15 protein-coding genes are annotated in these 15,560 nt (G+C 67.8%); 8 read left to right on the top strand and 7 right to left on the bottom strand.

What is annotated here, in order from left to right:
* Positions 1-539: 539 nt before the first annotated feature.
* On the bottom strand, positions 540-1,481 hold the full coding sequence (locus OHS03_RS03055; protein ID WP_328660608.1) for a cobalamin biosynthesis protein: 942 nt from the start codon (positions 1,479-1,481) through the stop codon (positions 540-542).
* 118 nt (positions 1,482-1,599) lie between these two features.
* On the opposite strand from OHS03_RS03055, the gene sigJ reads away from it, so the two are divergent.
* On the top strand, positions 1,600-2,526 hold the full coding sequence (gene sigJ / locus OHS03_RS03050) for an RNA polymerase sigma factor SigJ (protein WP_328660605.1): 927 nt from the start codon (positions 1,600-1,602) through the stop codon (positions 2,524-2,526).
* A 10-nt stretch (positions 2,527-2,536) separates the two neighbouring features.
* Here the strand turns inward: sigJ and ald are convergent, their stop codons facing one another.
* Positions 2,537-3,649, bottom strand: a complete 1,113-nt coding sequence (gene ald / locus OHS03_RS03045; RefSeq protein WP_328660604.1) for an alanine dehydrogenase — start codon at positions 3,647-3,649, stop codon at positions 2,537-2,539.
* Between the two features lie 48 nt (positions 3,650-3,697).
* Between ald and OHS03_RS03040 the strand changes: the two genes are divergently transcribed.
* Positions 3,698-3,886 (top strand): hypothetical protein, encoded by a 189-nt coding sequence (locus tag OHS03_RS03040; RefSeq protein ID WP_328660601.1) that lies wholly within the window; start codon positions 3,698-3,700, stop codon positions 3,884-3,886.
* A 508-nt stretch (positions 3,887-4,394) separates the two neighbouring features.
* On the opposite strand, the gene OHS03_RS03035 is transcribed toward OHS03_RS03040, so the two are convergent.
* A complete protein-coding gene (locus OHS03_RS03035) occupies positions 4,395-5,165 on the bottom strand; it encodes an MBL fold metallo-hydrolase (protein ID WP_328660599.1) in 771 nt (256 codons plus the stop codon).
* Between the two features lie 71 nt (positions 5,166-5,236).
* On the opposite strand from OHS03_RS03035, the gene OHS03_RS03030 reads away from it, so the two are divergent.
* The 4 genes from OHS03_RS03030 to OHS03_RS03015 all read left to right on the top strand — a co-directional run bounded on the left by OHS03_RS03030 (position 5,237) and on the right by OHS03_RS03015 (position 7,642).
* Complete coding sequence (locus OHS03_RS03030) at positions 5,237-6,193, top strand: GlxA family transcriptional regulator (RefSeq protein ID WP_328660597.1); 957 nt, start codon at positions 5,237-5,239, stop codon at positions 6,191-6,193.
* A gap of 8 nt (positions 6,194-6,201) precedes the next feature.
* Positions 6,202-6,717 (top strand): gamma carbonic anhydrase family protein, encoded by a 516-nt coding sequence (locus OHS03_RS03025; protein WP_056821791.1) that lies wholly within the window; start codon positions 6,202-6,204, stop codon positions 6,715-6,717.
* A gap of 117 nt (positions 6,718-6,834) precedes the next feature.
* A complete protein-coding gene (locus tag OHS03_RS03020; protein WP_062992070.1) occupies positions 6,835-7,017 on the top strand; it encodes a hypothetical protein in 183 nt (60 codons plus the stop codon).
* Between the two features lie 13 nt (positions 7,018-7,030).
* Positions 7,031-7,642 carry a TetR/AcrR family transcriptional regulator gene (locus OHS03_RS03015; protein WP_328660594.1) on the top strand — a complete coding sequence of 204 codons (612 nt, stop codon included), beginning with the start codon at positions 7,031-7,033 and terminating at the stop codon, positions 7,640-7,642.
* Here the strand turns inward: OHS03_RS03015 and OHS03_RS03010 are convergent.
* On the bottom strand, positions 7,610-9,370 hold the full coding sequence (locus OHS03_RS03010) for an Eco57I restriction-modification methylase domain-containing protein (protein ID WP_328660592.1): 1,761 nt from the start codon (positions 9,368-9,370) through the stop codon (positions 7,610-7,612). The two genes, OHS03_RS03015 and OHS03_RS03010, sit on opposite strands and share 33 nt — an antisense overlap.
* A 194-nt stretch (positions 9,371-9,564) precedes the next feature.
* Here OHS03_RS03010 and OHS03_RS03005 point away from each other — a divergent pair, with 194 nt between their 5' ends.
* Together OHS03_RS03005 and OHS03_RS03000 are read left to right on the top strand one after the other, a co-directional pair.
* Positions 9,565-11,400 (top strand): vWA domain-containing protein, encoded by a 1,836-nt coding sequence (locus OHS03_RS03005; protein ID WP_328660590.1) that lies wholly within the window; start codon positions 9,565-9,567, stop codon positions 11,398-11,400.
* Positions 11,401-11,514: 114 nt separating this feature from the next.
* On the top strand, positions 11,515-12,207 hold the full coding sequence (locus OHS03_RS03000) for a nitroreductase (RefSeq protein ID WP_328660588.1): 693 nt from the start codon (positions 11,515-11,517) through the stop codon (positions 12,205-12,207).
* 1 nt (position 12,208) lies between these two features.
* Here the strand turns inward: OHS03_RS03000 and OHS03_RS02995 are convergent, their stop codons facing one another.
* The 3 genes from OHS03_RS02995 to OHS03_RS02985 all read right to left on the bottom strand — a co-directional run bounded on the left by OHS03_RS02995 (position 12,209) and on the right by OHS03_RS02985 (position 15,551).
* Positions 12,209-12,673, bottom strand: coding sequence for a winged helix-turn-helix transcriptional regulator (locus OHS03_RS02995; protein ID WP_056821152.1), 465 nt, complete (start codon positions 12,671-12,673; stop codon positions 12,209-12,211).
* Positions 12,674-12,745: 72 nt separating this feature from the next.
* On the bottom strand, positions 12,746-14,176 hold the full coding sequence (locus OHS03_RS02990) for an acyl-CoA carboxylase subunit beta (protein ID WP_328660586.1): 1,431 nt from the start codon (positions 14,174-14,176) through the stop codon (positions 12,746-12,748).
* A gap of 118 nt (positions 14,177-14,294) precedes the next feature.
* On the bottom strand, positions 14,295-15,551 hold the full coding sequence (locus tag OHS03_RS02985; protein WP_056821156.1) for a KasA/KasB family beta-ketoacyl-ACP synthase: 1,257 nt from the start codon (positions 15,549-15,551) through the stop codon (positions 14,295-14,297).
* Positions 15,552-15,560: the final 9 nt, after the last annotated feature.

Here is a 15,560-nt window from a genome sequence, read left to right as displayed (position 1 = left end):
CCCCCGCGTGGGTGCGCCGCAGCTGGGAGGAGATCGGCGAGCCACCCCAGCCCGGTAATCAAGGCAGGCGCCCACCGCAACAAACGCCGGCACCCACAACCACACCGTGCACCCAGCCACACCACGCACTCCCCTGAAATCCGCAGCCCTAACGGACTCCCTCCCGCCACCCAGCACACCCCAAGTCCGCCATAACCGCCGCCCTGCCAGCCACACCCTGCACCCCAAGTCCGGCCATAACCGCCGCCCTGCCAGCCACACCCTGCACCCCAAGTCCGGCCATAACCGCCGCCCTGCCAGCCACACCCTGCACCCCAGGTCCGCCATGACCGCACTCCCAGCCCCGTACCCGCGACCCCTAGGGAGCGGCGGCCACGAAGTGGCCGGTCCGCGGCCGGGTCGCCGGTCAGGCGCCGGTGCGTAGGCGACGAAGGAGCAAGCACCGGTGCCTGACCGGCGGCCCCTCAGGGCCGCGGACACGCGCGCGCCAGCGCGCCAACAAACACAGCCTCAAACCTTCTGGGACTACCGAACCCAGGTCATCTTTCTAACCACCCCCGCAACACACTGACCCCCACACCCACCACAACCGCCCCAACCTGCACCCCCGCCGACATCCGCACCGCCCGCCGCAAATCCCCAGCCGTAGGCGCAGGCCCATCCCCAAGAGTCGGCCGAAGCTCAACCCCATGCCGATACTCCGTACGCCCCCCGAGCCCGATCCCGAGAGCCCCCGCCATAGACGCTTCGACGACCCCAGCATTGGGACTCGGATGACCACCCGCATCACGTCGCCACGCCCGCAACGCCCCCGAAGAACTCCCGCCGACAATCGGCGCAAGGCCGGCAGTAAGCAACCCGGTAACGCGAGCAGGAACGAGATTGGCAACATCGTCGGTCCGCGCCGCAGCCCAACCGAACCGCTCGTACCGCTCGTTCCGGTAACCGATCATCGCATCGAGAGTGTTGACCGCGCGATACCCGAGCACCCCCGGCACCCCCGCGACAGCACCCCACAGCAGCGGGGCAACCGTCGCATCCGAAGTGTTCTCAGCAATGGATTCCAGAGCGGCGCGCGCGAGTCCATCGGCATCGAGAACCGACGGGTCACGCCCACACAGCGACGGCAACAGTTCGCGAGCACCGGCGAGATCGTCGGCCTCGAGACGGTCGGCCATAGCGAACCCGGCGCGCACGAGGCTGCGACCACCCAGCGCGGTCCACGTCGCCAAGGCGGTCACCAGCACACCGCCACGCCCCCGACCGCGAGTGACGAGCAAACCGATTCCGACGACCGAGCCGACCGCGATCACCTCGTGCACCACCCCGGCGCGACGATCGTTTACGTAGGTCTTCGCTTCCAATGCCGCTGCCGCAGAACCGAATCCGGCCACGGGATGCCACCGCCGCGGATCGGCGAATACCCGATCGAGCACGAACCCCAGCACCAGCCCGACCGCCGTCGATGTCGCTTTCCGCACCGGCCGAGGGTAGCGGGCGGCGGGGATGTCACACCGGCGACCACTGGTTCGTCATCACTGTGACGGCACTTCTAAACTCGCCGGGGACCGAGCAAGATCAACCGAACGGGCGCACACCATGACCTCATCGCAGCCTCTCGATCAGGCCGAACTGGCCCTCCGCTTCGAGGAACATCGCCCCTACCTGCGTCGACTCGCCTACAGCACGCTCGGCAGCCTCACCGACGCCGAGGATGTGGTGCAGGACGCCTGGCTGCGCCTGCAACGACAGTTCGAAGCGGGCAAGGCCGATGAGATCGACAACCTGCGCGCCTGGCTCACCACAGTCATCGGCCGCCTCGCCCTGGACCAGCTCGGGTCCGCGCGCGCCCGCCGCGAACAGTACGTCGGCGAGTGGCTGCCGGAACCAGAGGTCACTTCCTGGGACGATCCCGCCGACCGTATCTCCCAGGACGAACGTGTCACCACCGCGCTGCTGGTGGTCCTGGAGTCGCTCTCGCCCGCCGAACGCACCGCGTTCGTGCTGCAGGACGTGTTCGGCATGACCGGCCCCGAGGTCGCCGAGGTAGTCGGGCGCACGCCCGCCGCGGTCCGCCAGCTCGCCTCTCGCGCCCGCAAGCACGTCGAGAACGGCACGCCACGTTTTCCCGCGTCCCCGGTCGAACAGGAGAAGGTCGTCTCGGCGTTCGCGCTGGCCTGGCGTTCGGGTGATCTGAGTTCGCTGCTCGGCGTGCTCGACCAGAACGTGGTCCTCACCGCCGACGGCGGCGGTAAGGTGCCCGCCATCCGTCAGCCGGTGCGTGGCGCGGAGCTCATCGCCAAGATGCTGCTCGGCTGGTACAACACCGCGAACGGCTGGGGTCGGTCGGTGCTGGTCAACGGCATGCCCGGCCTGGTCGTCTTCGACGGCACCAATGTCGGCGTCTTCTCGTTCGTCATCGACGCGGGCCGCGTCGTGGCGATCAACGTCGTCCGCAATCCCGACAAGCTCCGCGACCTGCCCACCGAGGGCGACCCGGACTGGTACCTAGGCGGCGGTGAGTAGCCCGTTCCGGTTATGCGCCGATCGAATACCCGTGCGCGGCAGCGACTTCGGCGGACAGCAGCTTGCCGTCGACGGCTGTGAGACCCGCGGCCAGACCGGGGTCCGCGGCGCATGCTCCGCGCCATCCCTTGTCCGCGATCACCAGTGCGAAGGGCAGGGTGGCGTTGGTGAGTGCCACGGTCGAGGTATGCGGCACCGCGCCCGGCATATTCGCCACGCAGTAGAACAGCGAATCAGCCACGGGGAAGGTCGGATTCGCGTGCGTGGTCGGCCTGGTCGAGGCGAAGCAACCGCCCTGATCGACGGCGATGTCGACGAGGACCGAGCCGGGCCGCATCCGCGCGACGAGTTCGTCGGAGACCAATTTCGGCGCTTTGGCTCCCGGCACCAGGACCGACCCGATCACCAGATCTGCCGCGACCACGGCCTTGTCGATCTCCAGTGCGTGTGAGGCGAGGGTGCCGACCCGGCCGGCGAAGCGTGCGTCGAGCACACGCAGCCGCGCGAGATTCGTATCGAGCACGTTCACCCGGGCTCCCATGCCGACCGCGATACTCGCCGCGTTCGTCCCCGCGACGCCGCCGCCGAGCACCACCACGTCGGCCGGTCGCACCCCGGGCACACCACCGAGCAGCACGCCACCACCACCCATCGGCGCCATCAGGTGATAGGCCCCGACCTGCGCGCTCAGCTTGCCCGCCACCTCGCTCATCGGCGCGAGCAACGGCAGTGATCCATCGACCCCGCGCACGGTCTCGTAGGCGATGGCGACGATCCCCGAGGACAGGATCGCGTCGGTGCACTCCTTCGACGCCGCCAGATGCAGAAAGGTGAACAGCACCTGATCGCGGCGCATCAGCGGATATTCCTGCGCGACAGGTTCTTTCACCTTCACCACCAGCTCCGATCGAGCCCAGACCTGATCGGCGGCGGCCGCGATCCGCGCACCCGTGGCGCGATAGTCGTCGTCGGCGAATCCCGACCCGACCCCGGCGCCGGCCTGCACGAGCACCTCGTGCCCGCGCGCGACCAGTTCAGCGGCGCCCGCCGGAGTGAGCGCTACCCGGAACTCCTGCGGCTTGACCTCCGTCGGCACCCCGACGACTACGCCCGTTCGCGTCATCCGGCAAGCCTAGGACCTGCGGCGGAGCTCACCCGCCGCCTCGATCGCGTGTCGCGACCGCCCGTCTACGCCGGGGCCGCAGCCGCCGGGCTCGACGTGGTTTCCGGAGCGGTCGCCGGAGCCGTGGTGGCGGACGGCGATGTCGTTTGCTCTGTTGTCGTCACCGGAGGCGGGGTGGTGGTAGTCGGGTCCACGGTTGTCGTGACCGGCGGGGCCGTCTCGCCGCACTCGTTGTGACCACAGGTGTCTGTTCCGCACTCCGGGCCCGGCATGCACGTGTGCCCGGGCGGGAGTCCACATTCGTTGTGCCCGCAGGAATCCGTTCCACAATCCGGGCCCGGCACGCAGGTGAACCCGGGCGGAATCTCGCCCTGCGCGGGCGCGCCCGGCGCAGCCTGCGTCGGCGAGTGGTAGTACGACGACTCCGGCGTCGATCCACCGCCCGAACCTCCCGGATCAGTCGAGGCCGCAGGCGAACTCGTCGGCGGCACCGATGTCGTCGCGGTCGCCGACGTCTTCGACACCGAACTCGATCCCGACCCACCGGAATCGCCGCCATCCGACGAACACGCACCGACCGCGAATACGACCAGGGCCAGCAGCAGACCGAGAACCACGCGAGACAGATTGCCCCTCAGTAACTTCCGCAACACGTCTTCTCCTCAGCACACGGACCCGCGCCTGCCGGAGGCAGGCGCGGGTCGACGAAAGATGTTAGATAGCAGAACTATTCATTGATCGCCGCTCAGACCGAAAACATTTCACCCCGCACCGGAACGATCAGCTGGTGTGCGCGATCGGCGTAGGCGAAGGTGCGCTCGAGGTAGTCCAGCGACTCGCTGAAATGACCCCAACCCTCCGCGTGCACGGCGACGATCACCGCGTCCCCGAGTACCTGGGCGGCCGCGACGGCGGTGCGGGCATTCAACGTGACATCGCTGTCGCCGAACCGCCCCACATTGGCCCCGCCGATGTTCAACACCGCGGCATCGATCCGTCCGATCCGCTCGACGATCTGCTCCACCAACTCCACCGACGCGTTGTCACCGGAGACGTACACCGTGGGCTCCCCCGGCGCACGCAACACGAATCCCGTGACCACACCGCTGAACGGCTCGCACCCCTGCGGCCCGTGCAGCGCGGGCACCGCGGTGATCTCCACCGCGCCGACGGTCACCGTCTCCCACGGCACCAGGCCGCGCACACCCTCGATCCGGTCCGCGGCGTCGGGGGTCGACAGGACCGTGTCGACTCGAGCGAGAAGGGCGCGACCCGCGTTGTCGAGGTTGTCGGCGTGCTGGTCGTGCGAGAGGAGCACGACATCGATCGTCCCGATCTCCTCGACCGGCACAGCGGGACCGCTGAGCTTGTGCAGGGTGATCGGCCCTGGGTAGTCGCCGGGCTCGTCGAAGGTGGGATCGGTGAGCCAGGTCAGTCCGCCGTAGCGGAAACGCAGGGTCGGACCGCCGATATGCAGGGCGGCGGCCAGAGCTGGGCGGGTGATCATCTCGGTCATGTGGACAACTTTCGCCCAGCGATCCCCGTCCCGATAGTGGCCTGCAGGCCGTACAACGATAAGATCGGGCCATGACCTCGGTGGCCGTGATCGCGTTCGACGGAATCAGCCCGTTCCACCTGTCGGTGCCGACCCTGGTGTTCGGCAGATCCGGCATCGGCGTCGACAACACGTCGCCCTATGACGTGCGGGTATGCGCCGAGGAGCCCGGAACACTGGCTACGGCAGCCGGTTTCGACATCACAGTCCGACACGGCCTCGACATCGTGAGCACCGCCGATCTGGTGGTCTTTCCCGGATGGCTACGCGACCAAGGAATTTCGCCCGCGCTGAACGAGGCGGTCCACACCGCCCACGCGAACGGCGCCCGGCTGATCGGGCTGTGCCTCGGCTCCTGGGCGATCGCGGCGACCGGCCTCGCCGACGGCCGCGACGTCACCACCCATTGGGCCGCCGCCGACGCCCTCGCCCTGGCCTATCCCGCGATCAACGTGCGCGCCGACACCCTGTGGAGCGACCTGGGCGACGTGATCACCTCCGCCGGAGTCGCCGCGGCCCTCGACTGCTGCCTGCACATCGTCCGCACCGACCTCGGCGCACGCGCTGCCACCGAACTGGCGCGATCGCTGGTCACCGCCCCGCACCGCAACGGTTCGCAGGCGCAGTACATCCCGATCGCGGTACCCGACGACGACCCCGACGACCCGATCGAATGCGCGATGGCCTGGGCCCGCACCCGCCTCGACACCGCCGTCGACCTCGACAACTGGTCCCGCGAGGCACTGATGTCGCGGCGCACCTTCACCCGCCGCTTCCGCGATCGCACCGGCACCAGCCCCCAGCAGTGGCTGTTGCAGCAGCGCATCGACCATGCCCGGCTACTGCTGGAGTCGACCGACGACACCGTCGACCGCGTGGCTCGCGACACCGGTTTCGGCAGCACGGTGAGCCTGCGCCACCACTTCCACCGCATGCTCGGCACCTCGCCCGCGGCCCACCGCGCGCAGTTCCGCGGCGCGGCGCAATAATGACGTTCATGATCATCAAGGTGAGCGGGTTCACTCCCGAGATCGACGACACGGCCTGGATCGCGCCGAACGCGACCGTGATCGGCCGGGTGCGCCTCGGCGCCGAGGTCGGCGTCTGGTACTCGGCGGTCCTGCGCGGCGACCTCGAACAGATCAGCATCGGCGCACGCACCAATATCCAGGACGGCTGCGTGCTGCACGCCGACCCCGGTTTCGCCCTCACCGTAGGCACCGGCGTTTCGGTGGGCCACAACGCGATTCTGCACGGCTGCACCATCGGCGACGATGTTCTCGTCGGCATGGGTGCGACGGTGCTCAACGGCGCGGTGATCGGCGCGGGCAGCCTGATCGCGGCCAATGCCCTGATTCCCGAGGGCGCGCAGATTCCGCCCGGCTCGCTCGTGGCCGGCGTGCCCGGCAAGGTGCGTCGTGAGCTCACCCAGGCCCAGCAGGACGGGATCAAGCTCAACGCCGCGGTGTATCTGCACAATCTGACCAACCACCGGGCCGCCGAGGTGTTGTGACTAGTCACACTGAGCAAGTGACCAGTAGGTTTCCCTGATAGCATTTGTCCTGCGTATTGCGTGCCGATCATGAGAGTGGCGATCGGCAACCGGATACGCGAGGCAGGAGGTATCACGGTGGCATACATGCATTCCGGTGTGCACCGAGCGACGGGTCGGCTCAGCGTTGCCGATATCGCCGCCCAGCCCGGTGGCATCGAGGCACTCCACATCCGCGTTCACGAACTCCGTTCTTCCGGAGTGCATTTCGCGGCCAATGCGATCGAGCAGGAGATGGCCGCGTTGGATCTTTCCCCATAGGGATAATGGGGTAATGCCTACTGTTTCGTCGATCCTCGCGCGGATACTCGAGAAGCCCGTCACCGATGGGGAAAAGCTGCTCGACAGTGCGCTGTCGGCGTTCCTGGACTACGGGATCAAACGCACGAGCATGGGCGAGATAGCGCGGCGGGCCGGCATCAGCCCGGCCACCCTGTACCGGCGCTACGAATCCAAGAACGACCTGGTCGAAGCCGTCGGCGTGCGCGAGGCGCAGCGCTATGTGACCGATATCGACGAGCGGGTACGCGCGGTCACCGCACCCGACGAACAGCTGGTCGAGATCTTCGTCGCCTTCGTCACCACCATCGCGGGCAACGAACTGCTGCGCCGGCTGCTCAGCACCGAACCGGAGATCATCCTGCCCCGCCTCACCACCGAGGCCGGACCGATTCTCGCCGTCGGGCGCGCGTATCTGGCCGAGAAGCTACGCGAGCTATCGGTCCCCGAATTCGACCCCGATCTGGTCGCCGAGATCATGGCGCGGCTGGCCCTGTCGCTGGCGCTGACCCCGGACGGGCTCATTCCGCTCGATGACGCGGAAGCCGGGCGGGAGTTCGCGCGGCGCACACTGCTACCGATGGTCGGTATCCGCGATCTCCCCTGACACGCCGAACGCCGCCGCCACCACCTCATCGATGCCCGCATCAGCTACCGGCACACCGTCTTCCAGCAGCGCGCGTACCCTTCGCACGACCTCACCCGCCGCCGCGCAGGCCGGATCGGGCAGCGGCAGTCGCGCTACGTACTGGGTGATCCAGCGGCGTCGGCCCGAGTACAGCCGGTTGCCGCAGACAGCATCGTAGAACCGCAGACCCAGTGCCGAATTCGCCACGCCCATCAGCAGATACGCCAGGTCGGTGGCTGATCGGCCATTGCCGAGGTCGGTGAGCGAGATCCAGTAGCAGTCACCGTTGACGACCGCGCCCGACCGATCGAGCGCGAAGCGCGGACGTTCGCTGATGTCGGGGAACACCAATTTCGGGGCACCCCAGAGGTGCGGGCGCTGCGGCACCCAGATCTCGAACCACTTCCGGCCACCGTCGAGGACGTAACGTCTGCCCGACAGCACCTGTTCGTGAGAGCGCAGATAGGCAGCCGCACCAGGGAATTCGGCGAGATCGATCGGGGTGCGCCGGGGCTCGCGCAGATCGTAGGGATAGAGCACCCTCGTGCCACGCGCCATCGCGACTCGCCACGGTTGCAGATCGTGGTGGGTGATCAACTCCCGTAGCAGCTCGGGCTCGGGCGTCGGATCCATCTGGTCCCACCGGTCCGAGATGAACACCCGATCCGCCGTGGTCTTGATCCCCACCCTGATGCGTGCCGTCTCCCCGAACGAATGCCAGGTGCGATCGGCGATGCGGCCGAGCCAGTGATCGACCGAGGGGCGCGACATACGCCAGGCGGTGTCGCCGTGACGATCGGACCGGCCGCTGTCGACCGGGTCCACCACCGCGGGGCCAGGTAACGGCGGGCCTGTCGGGAGCGTTGCGATGCTCGCCGATTCGCCGGTCGCCAACACGCCGACCTCCACCGCGAACACGCGCCCGCCCTCGCGGACGAGACAGGCGTCCTCGCCCGCGAGCGCATCGAAAAGCTCGGTAGTGCAATCGGGTTCGACTCCCAGCTCCTCGTAGACCGAGACATAGCGGCAGTCGGGTGGGCCGGTGGCGCGCAGAGCCACGGTGATCGCGGGCAGCACCGCGGCGGCGAAGAGTTTGGTGTCACCGAGGTCGTAGAGCTCCACCGGCGTCAGTTCACCGGTGAGGATCCGGCGCAGGTTCGCGCCGGCCCGAGTGGTGAGAAACCGGTTGGCACAGAGCAATCCGAGGACTCCCCCGGCGGCCAACAGCCTCGGCGCGACGGCCACGAAGGGATGGGTGAGGTCGATCCGGCCGCGGAGGCCGAATTGCCTGCTCAGCAGTTGGGCAGTCGCCCCGCCCAATTGCTGGGTCCGGACATACGGCGGATTGCTGATGATCAGATCGAACGAGCCGTCGGCCAGATGAGCGGATGCCGCCAGGAAATCGCCCGCACGGCAGTCTATTTCGACGCCGAGCGCGGCAGCCCGCCCGGCGGTTTCGTCGACAGCCTGTCGATCCAGGTCATATCCCGTGAGATGAACCGTGACATCCGGTGCGCTCGAAGCGATTTCCCGCTGCACCGCCAGTAACAGCTCGCCGTCCCCGCACGCCGGGTCGAGCACACGCAGCTCCCCGGCGCGCGGGGCGTAGCGCAGCGCCCGTCGCGCCAGGAACCGCGCGAGCTCCGGTGGCGTGTAGTGCCTGCCGTGCCGTTTGCGCTCCTGCGCGTCGCGGGCCTGCAAAGCCATGCGGTCGATTGTGCCCCGGAACCGACCCGATGCGGCGCAGGCGCGAGCCGGGCCACACCGCGACAGTCTCACCTGCGCAAATGCGATCGAGTGTTTCAAACAGTGGTTTGCACCACTTCGTCAGGGGTAGAGCGAGAAGTGGTCGATAGGTAACGTCTGTCCGGTTTCACCCCGCTGCACCGAAGCCGAGGACGATGTCGAGACTCAGCACGCTGACCGCCGCACTCACCGCCGTAGCCCTCACCGCGCTGCCCGCGTCACTCCCGGTCCTCGCGCACGCCGACCCCGGACACTACGCGCCGACCATGTTGATCCTCGACGCCTCCGGCTCGATGGAGCGCCCCGATCAGGGCGGCACCATGATGGATTCCGCCAAGCGGGCGGTCCGTAGCTTCGTCGCCTCGGCGCCTGCCGAATCCTCGGTCGGTCTCACCACTTACGGCACCGGCACCAGCAATTCCGAGGCGGACAAGGCGGCGGGCTGCCGCGACGTGCAGGTGCTGCAGCAGCCGAACACCATCGACAAGCCCGCCCTCACCGCCGCTGTCGACGGTATCCAGGCGCGTGGCTGGACTCCGATGGGCGTCGCGCTGCGCCAGGCCGCCGACGCGCTCCCCGATTCCGGGCCGCGTTCGATCGTGCTCGTCTCCGACGGTGACGACACCTGTTCACCGCCGGACCCGTGCGAGGTCGCCAGGGAGTTGAAGCAGCAGGGCCTCGACCTGATCGTGCACTCGATCGGGTTCGCCGTCGACGACAAGGCACGTGCCCAGCTCACCTGCATGGCGCAGGCCACCGGCGGCACCTACAGCGATGCCGCCGACGGCGCGGCGCTGGAACGCATTCTGCCGCGGGTCAGTTCGGCCGCTCTGCGCAATTACCAGGCCTCCGGCACGCCCATCACCGGCACCGACGAATACCGGACCGCCCCGGTCGCGAAGCCCGGCCAGTACCTCGACACCATCGGCCAGCAGCAGAAGCGGTTCTACGCGGTCGACGTGCCCGCGGGCGCCACCGCCTACTTCACCGGGATCGTCTCGTTCCCCCGGGCGAAGGGCGTGTCCACGACCGAGGACATGAACGCGCTGGAACTGCGGGTCTACGGCCGCGACGGAGTGGACTGCCATATCCGCGAGCGTGAACTCGAGACCAGAGCCAGCGACGGTGTGGCGCTCACCGTCGCAACAGCTTTCGAGGGAGCGACCGAGGAACCCACCAGCGCTGATTCGGCGAAGTGCAAGGGTGCGGGTCGCTACTACTTCGAGCTGAACTGGGATCTGGTGGCCAAGGGCTCGCCCGCGCGCCTGCCCTTGGAAGTACTCGTCGGCGTCGAACCCGGGGTCACCGATCCCGGACCGGCCGCGGTGAGTACCCCGGTCACCTTCACCGACCCGGCCGGGCCCGCGCAACCGGTGAGCGGTGCGGGCTCCTTCACGGCCGCCGCCACCTTGCCCGGCAGCGGCAACTTCACCGACACCCTGCAGTCGGGTGAGTACGTCTTCTATCGCGTGCGACTCGACTGGGGACAGGGATTGGCCTACCGCGTGCGGTTCGCCGAGACCGGCGGCGCGAACAGTACCGCCGCGTCGAATGTGGAAACCACCCTGTATTCGCCGCTCGGTCGCGAAATCGACTCCGACACCGCCGCGTACACCGGCAGGTCGAGCGCCGAACTCACGCTGGCTTCGGTGCCGGTGCGATACGCCAATCGGGAAGAGTCCGACGCGCAGGTCCAGCGGGAGGCGGTGGCCGGTTGGCACTACATCGCCGTCAAACTCGGCATCCCCATGGGCGCGGACGCGATGCCGCCGACTCCGGTGCAGCTCGACGTCACCGTGTCGGGCACGGCCGAACCCGGGCCGACCTACCTCGGCGTCAGCGCGCAGGCGGCGCAAGACCAGCCTGTCGCCGTGAGCAGTCCGGCCACAGTCGCCCGGCCGTGGGCCATGTATGTCCTGATCGGGGCGGGAGTGGCGCTGGTCGTCGGCATCGGTGTCGCGATCTTGGTCGTCGCCCGTCGACGCGACTGATTCCGGCTCCGCCGACACCCGAATTCGCGGTGTCGGCGGGTTCCGCGGCGGTGACCCACCTGCTAAGTTAGTCTCAAAATGAGACTAGTTCTCCGTAGCCAAGGGAGCCGCGCGATGGCGCAGACCGACCACGACAGCGATTTCGCCACCCTGCGGCGGTTGGCCGACGAACGCTGGACCTGCCGCCAGTTCGCCCCCGAACAGGTCGACCGCGCGACGATCGAACAGCTCCTGACCCTCGCGCAGCGCACCCCTTCGTGGTGCAACACCCAACCGTGGCAGGTCGTGGTCACCACGGGCGAGGGCACCGACCGGTTCCGCAAGGAACTCCTCGACCACATCCAAACCGTCGGCACCGCACCCGATTTCGAATTTCCCGCCGCCTACGAGGGCATCTACCGCGACCGTCGCCGCACCTGCGGTTTCCAGCTCTACGACAGCGTCGGCATCGTCAAGGGCGACCACGAGAAGACCATGCGCCAGATGGTGCGCAACTTCGAGTTCTTCGACGCCCCGCACGTCGCCATCGTCACCTCCGAAGCCGACCTCGGCATCTACGGCGCCATCGACTGCGGCCTCTGGCTCGAGAACTTCCTCCTCGGCGCCCAGGCCCTCGGCCTCGGTGCCGCCCCCCAGGCGGCCCTGGCCTCCTACGCCCCCTTCATCCGCGAGTACTTCGCCATCCCCGACACCCGCAAGGTCGTGTTCGGCATCTCCTTCGGCCACCCCGACCGTGACCACCCCGTCAACACCTTCCGCACCGCCCGCGCGCCTCTGGAAGACCAGATCACCTGGCATACGTCCTGAGTCAGGCGGGACGTGCGGCCGAGGTCATTCCGGGACCGGCTTCCAGCTCGATATCTCGAGCAGTGACCTCCAAGTCGCACTTGTCGCATGTCAGATGCGCGTGCGCTTCACCCGTGCAGCCGCGATGCCGGTATTCCACCGGCGGCCCGTCCGGTGCCATGTAGGTGTCGCCCCAGTCGCGGATCGCCATCAGGATCGGATAGATGGCGTGGCCTTTCTCGGTGAGGCGGTACTCCTCGTAGGCACCGTCCTCAGCCGGGCGTTTCACCAGGATCTCATGCTCGATCAGGCGCTCGAGGCGATCGTGCAATCGGCTGCGTGAGATGCCGAGCGCGCTCTGGAACGCATTGAACCGGCGCACTCCGGCGAAGCTGTACTTCAGAATCAGTAAGGTCCAGCGATCACCGAAGATCACCAGCGGCCGCGTGATCGAGCACGGGACATCTGCGAGTTCTTCATAGCGCACCCTGCCATTATGCGCGGTAACCCCCGTCGCTGGTTCGAACCAGCGACGGGGGTTACCGGAGAACGGGTCAGATCACAGTGGAATGTTCTTGTGGTGGCTCTTGCGTGCCGGTGCCGACGCGAGGGCCGCGGCGATGATGCTGCGGGTCTTGGCGGGGTCGATGACCTCGTCGACTACGCCGATGGCTACGGCGCGTTCGACGCCGCCTGCGAGCTGCTCGTGTTCGGCGGTGAGGCGCTCGTGGAGGGCTTCGCGCTCGGACTCGGGGGCGGCGGCCAGTGCCTTCTTGTGGAGGATGCCGACGGCGGCCTTGGCGCCCATGACGGCCACTTCGGAGCCGGGCCAGGCGTAGACGGCGGTGGCGCCGAGGGAACGGGCGTTCATGGCGATGTAGGCGCCGCCGTAGATCTTGCGGGTCACCAGGGTGACGCGGGGGACGCGGGCTTCGGCGAAGGCGTGCAACAGCTTCGCGCCGCGGCGGACCACGCCTTCGAGTTCCTGACCGACGCCGGGCAGATAGCCGGGGACGTCGGTGACCACGACCAGCGGGATACCGAAGGCATCGCACAGGCGCACGAAACGTGAAGCCTTCTCGGCACTTTCGGAGTTGAGGCAGCCGCCGAGGCGCAGCGGGTTGTTGGCGAGGACGCCGACGGTGCGACCGCCGAGCCGGCCGAGGCCGGTGACCATGCTGCGGGCGTAACCACCCTGTAGTTCCTCGAAGGAGGATTCGCCGTCGACGTTGTCGAGCAGCTCGTGCACGATCGGCTTCACGTCGTAGGCGCGCTTGGCCGACTCCGGCAGCATCGCCTTGAGGTCGACGTCGCCGTGCTCGGCCGCGACCAGGTCGAAGTCACCCTGCTCGGCGAACATCGACACCAGCCGACGCGCGCGGTGCATGGCATCGGCCTCGTCATCGGCGGCGATGTGGCAGACGCCGGACTTCTTGAAGTGTGTGGTGGGACCACCGAGGGTCTCCATGTCGACGTTCTCGCCGGTCACCGAGCGCACCACGTCGGGTCCGGTGACGAACACACGGCCCTCGGGCGCCATGATGACCACGTCGGTCAGCGCGGGACCGTAGGCGGCGCCACCAGCGGCGAAGCCGAGCACCACCGAGATCTGGGGCACGAGACCGGACGCGCGAACCATGGCCTCGAAGACCAGGCCTACCGCGTGCAGCGCCTCGACACCCTCGGCCAGGCGCGCGCCACCGGAGTGCCACAGCCCGACGACGGGAATGCCGGATTCGATCGCGGTGTCGATCGCGTCGACGATGTGCTTGCAGCCCTCCACACCCATCGCGCCGCCCATGACGGTCGCGTCGGAGCAGTAGGCCACGGTGCGGACCCCGTCGACCTCGCCGATTGCGGCGAGCACGCCGGAGCGGTCGCGCGGATGCAGCGGCAGGACGGTGCCGGGGTCGAAGAAACGTTGGAGCCGACCCAGTGGGTCGCGCGGATCGGTGGTGGTGTCTTGAAACGCGGGAGCAATGATGGTCATCGCGCTCACTCCTTCGAAAGAGATTGCCGCTGCGGCGGCTGCTGTGGCGAACCGCCGGTGGGGGTCGAACCATTCAGTTGGCACGACCCCCACCGGGGATCGGAATGCAGTCGGCGGCTTATGCCCGACCGAAGGCGAGCGCGACGTTGTGCCCACCGAAACCGAAGGAATTGTTGATCGCGTACTCGATTTCCTGGCGACGGGCTTCCCCGTGCACCACATCGAGATCGATCTCCGGATCCTGGTTGTCCAGGTTCAGTGTCGGCGGAACGATGCCGTCCCGGATAGCGAGCACAGTGAGGATCGACTCGAGGGCACCGACGGCGCCGATCGAGTGACCGAGTGCCGACTTCGGCGCGTACACCGAAGCGTGCTTGCCGATCGCCTTGTAGATCGCGTTCGCTTCGGCGGAGTCGCCGATGGGCGTCGCGGTGGCGTGGGCGTTGATGTGGGTGATGTCGCTCTTGGTCAGACCAGCGGTCTGCATCGCACGCGTCATCGCCCTGGCCGCACCGGTGCCCTCGGGATCGGGAGCGACCAGGTGGAAACCGTCGGACGTGATACCGGCACCCAGCAGACGAGCGTGGATGGTGGCACCGCGAGCCTTGGCGTGCTCCTCGGTCTCGATGACCATGAGCGCGCCGGCCTCACCGAAGACGAAACCGTCGCGATCCTTGTCGAAGGGACGCGAAGCACCCTTGGGATCGTCGTTGCGGGTACTCATCGCGCGCATCATGGAGAACGCCGCGATCGGCACCGAGTCGATGAAGCCCTCGACGCCACCGGTGACGACGATGTCGGCGTCACCCATCACGATCATCCGCCACGCGTTGGCGATGGCCTCCGAACCCGACGAGCACGCCGAGACCGGAGTGACCACTCCCGCCCTGGCCTTCAGCTCGAGACCGACGACCGCCGACGGACCGTTCGGCATGACCATCTGAACAGCCAGCGGCGAGATCTTGCGATAGCCACCGTTCTTCAGCTTGTCGACCGAGTCGATCAGGGCGTCGCCGCCGCCGAGTCCGGTACCGATCGCGACGCCGAGACGGTCGTTGTCGACCTCAGGGCTGCCCGCGTTCTTCCACACCTCACGACCGAGGACGGTCGCCAGGCGCTCGACATACGCCATGCGGCGGATCTCGACCCGGCTCAACAGGGTGTCGGGGCTGACCTTCAGGTGACCGCCGATTCGCACCGGCAGGTCGTATTCCTCGATGAAGGAATCCTCGAGAACGTCGATTCCGCTCTCACCGTTGAGGAGTCCCTTCCACGTCGCATCGACATCACCTGCGATCGACGTGGTCGCCGCCATCGACGTGACGACGACGTTGGGGAAGTTCCCGTTCAAAGTACTGGGAGCAGGAGTGGTCAAAGTTCGGCC

Source organism: Nocardia salmonicida (assembly GCF_036142455.1).
Taxonomy (GTDB): Bacteria; Actinomycetota; Actinomycetes; order Mycobacteriales; family Mycobacteriaceae; genus Nocardia; species Nocardia salmonicida.
This window is presented reverse-complemented; position numbering and strand designations above follow the sequence as displayed.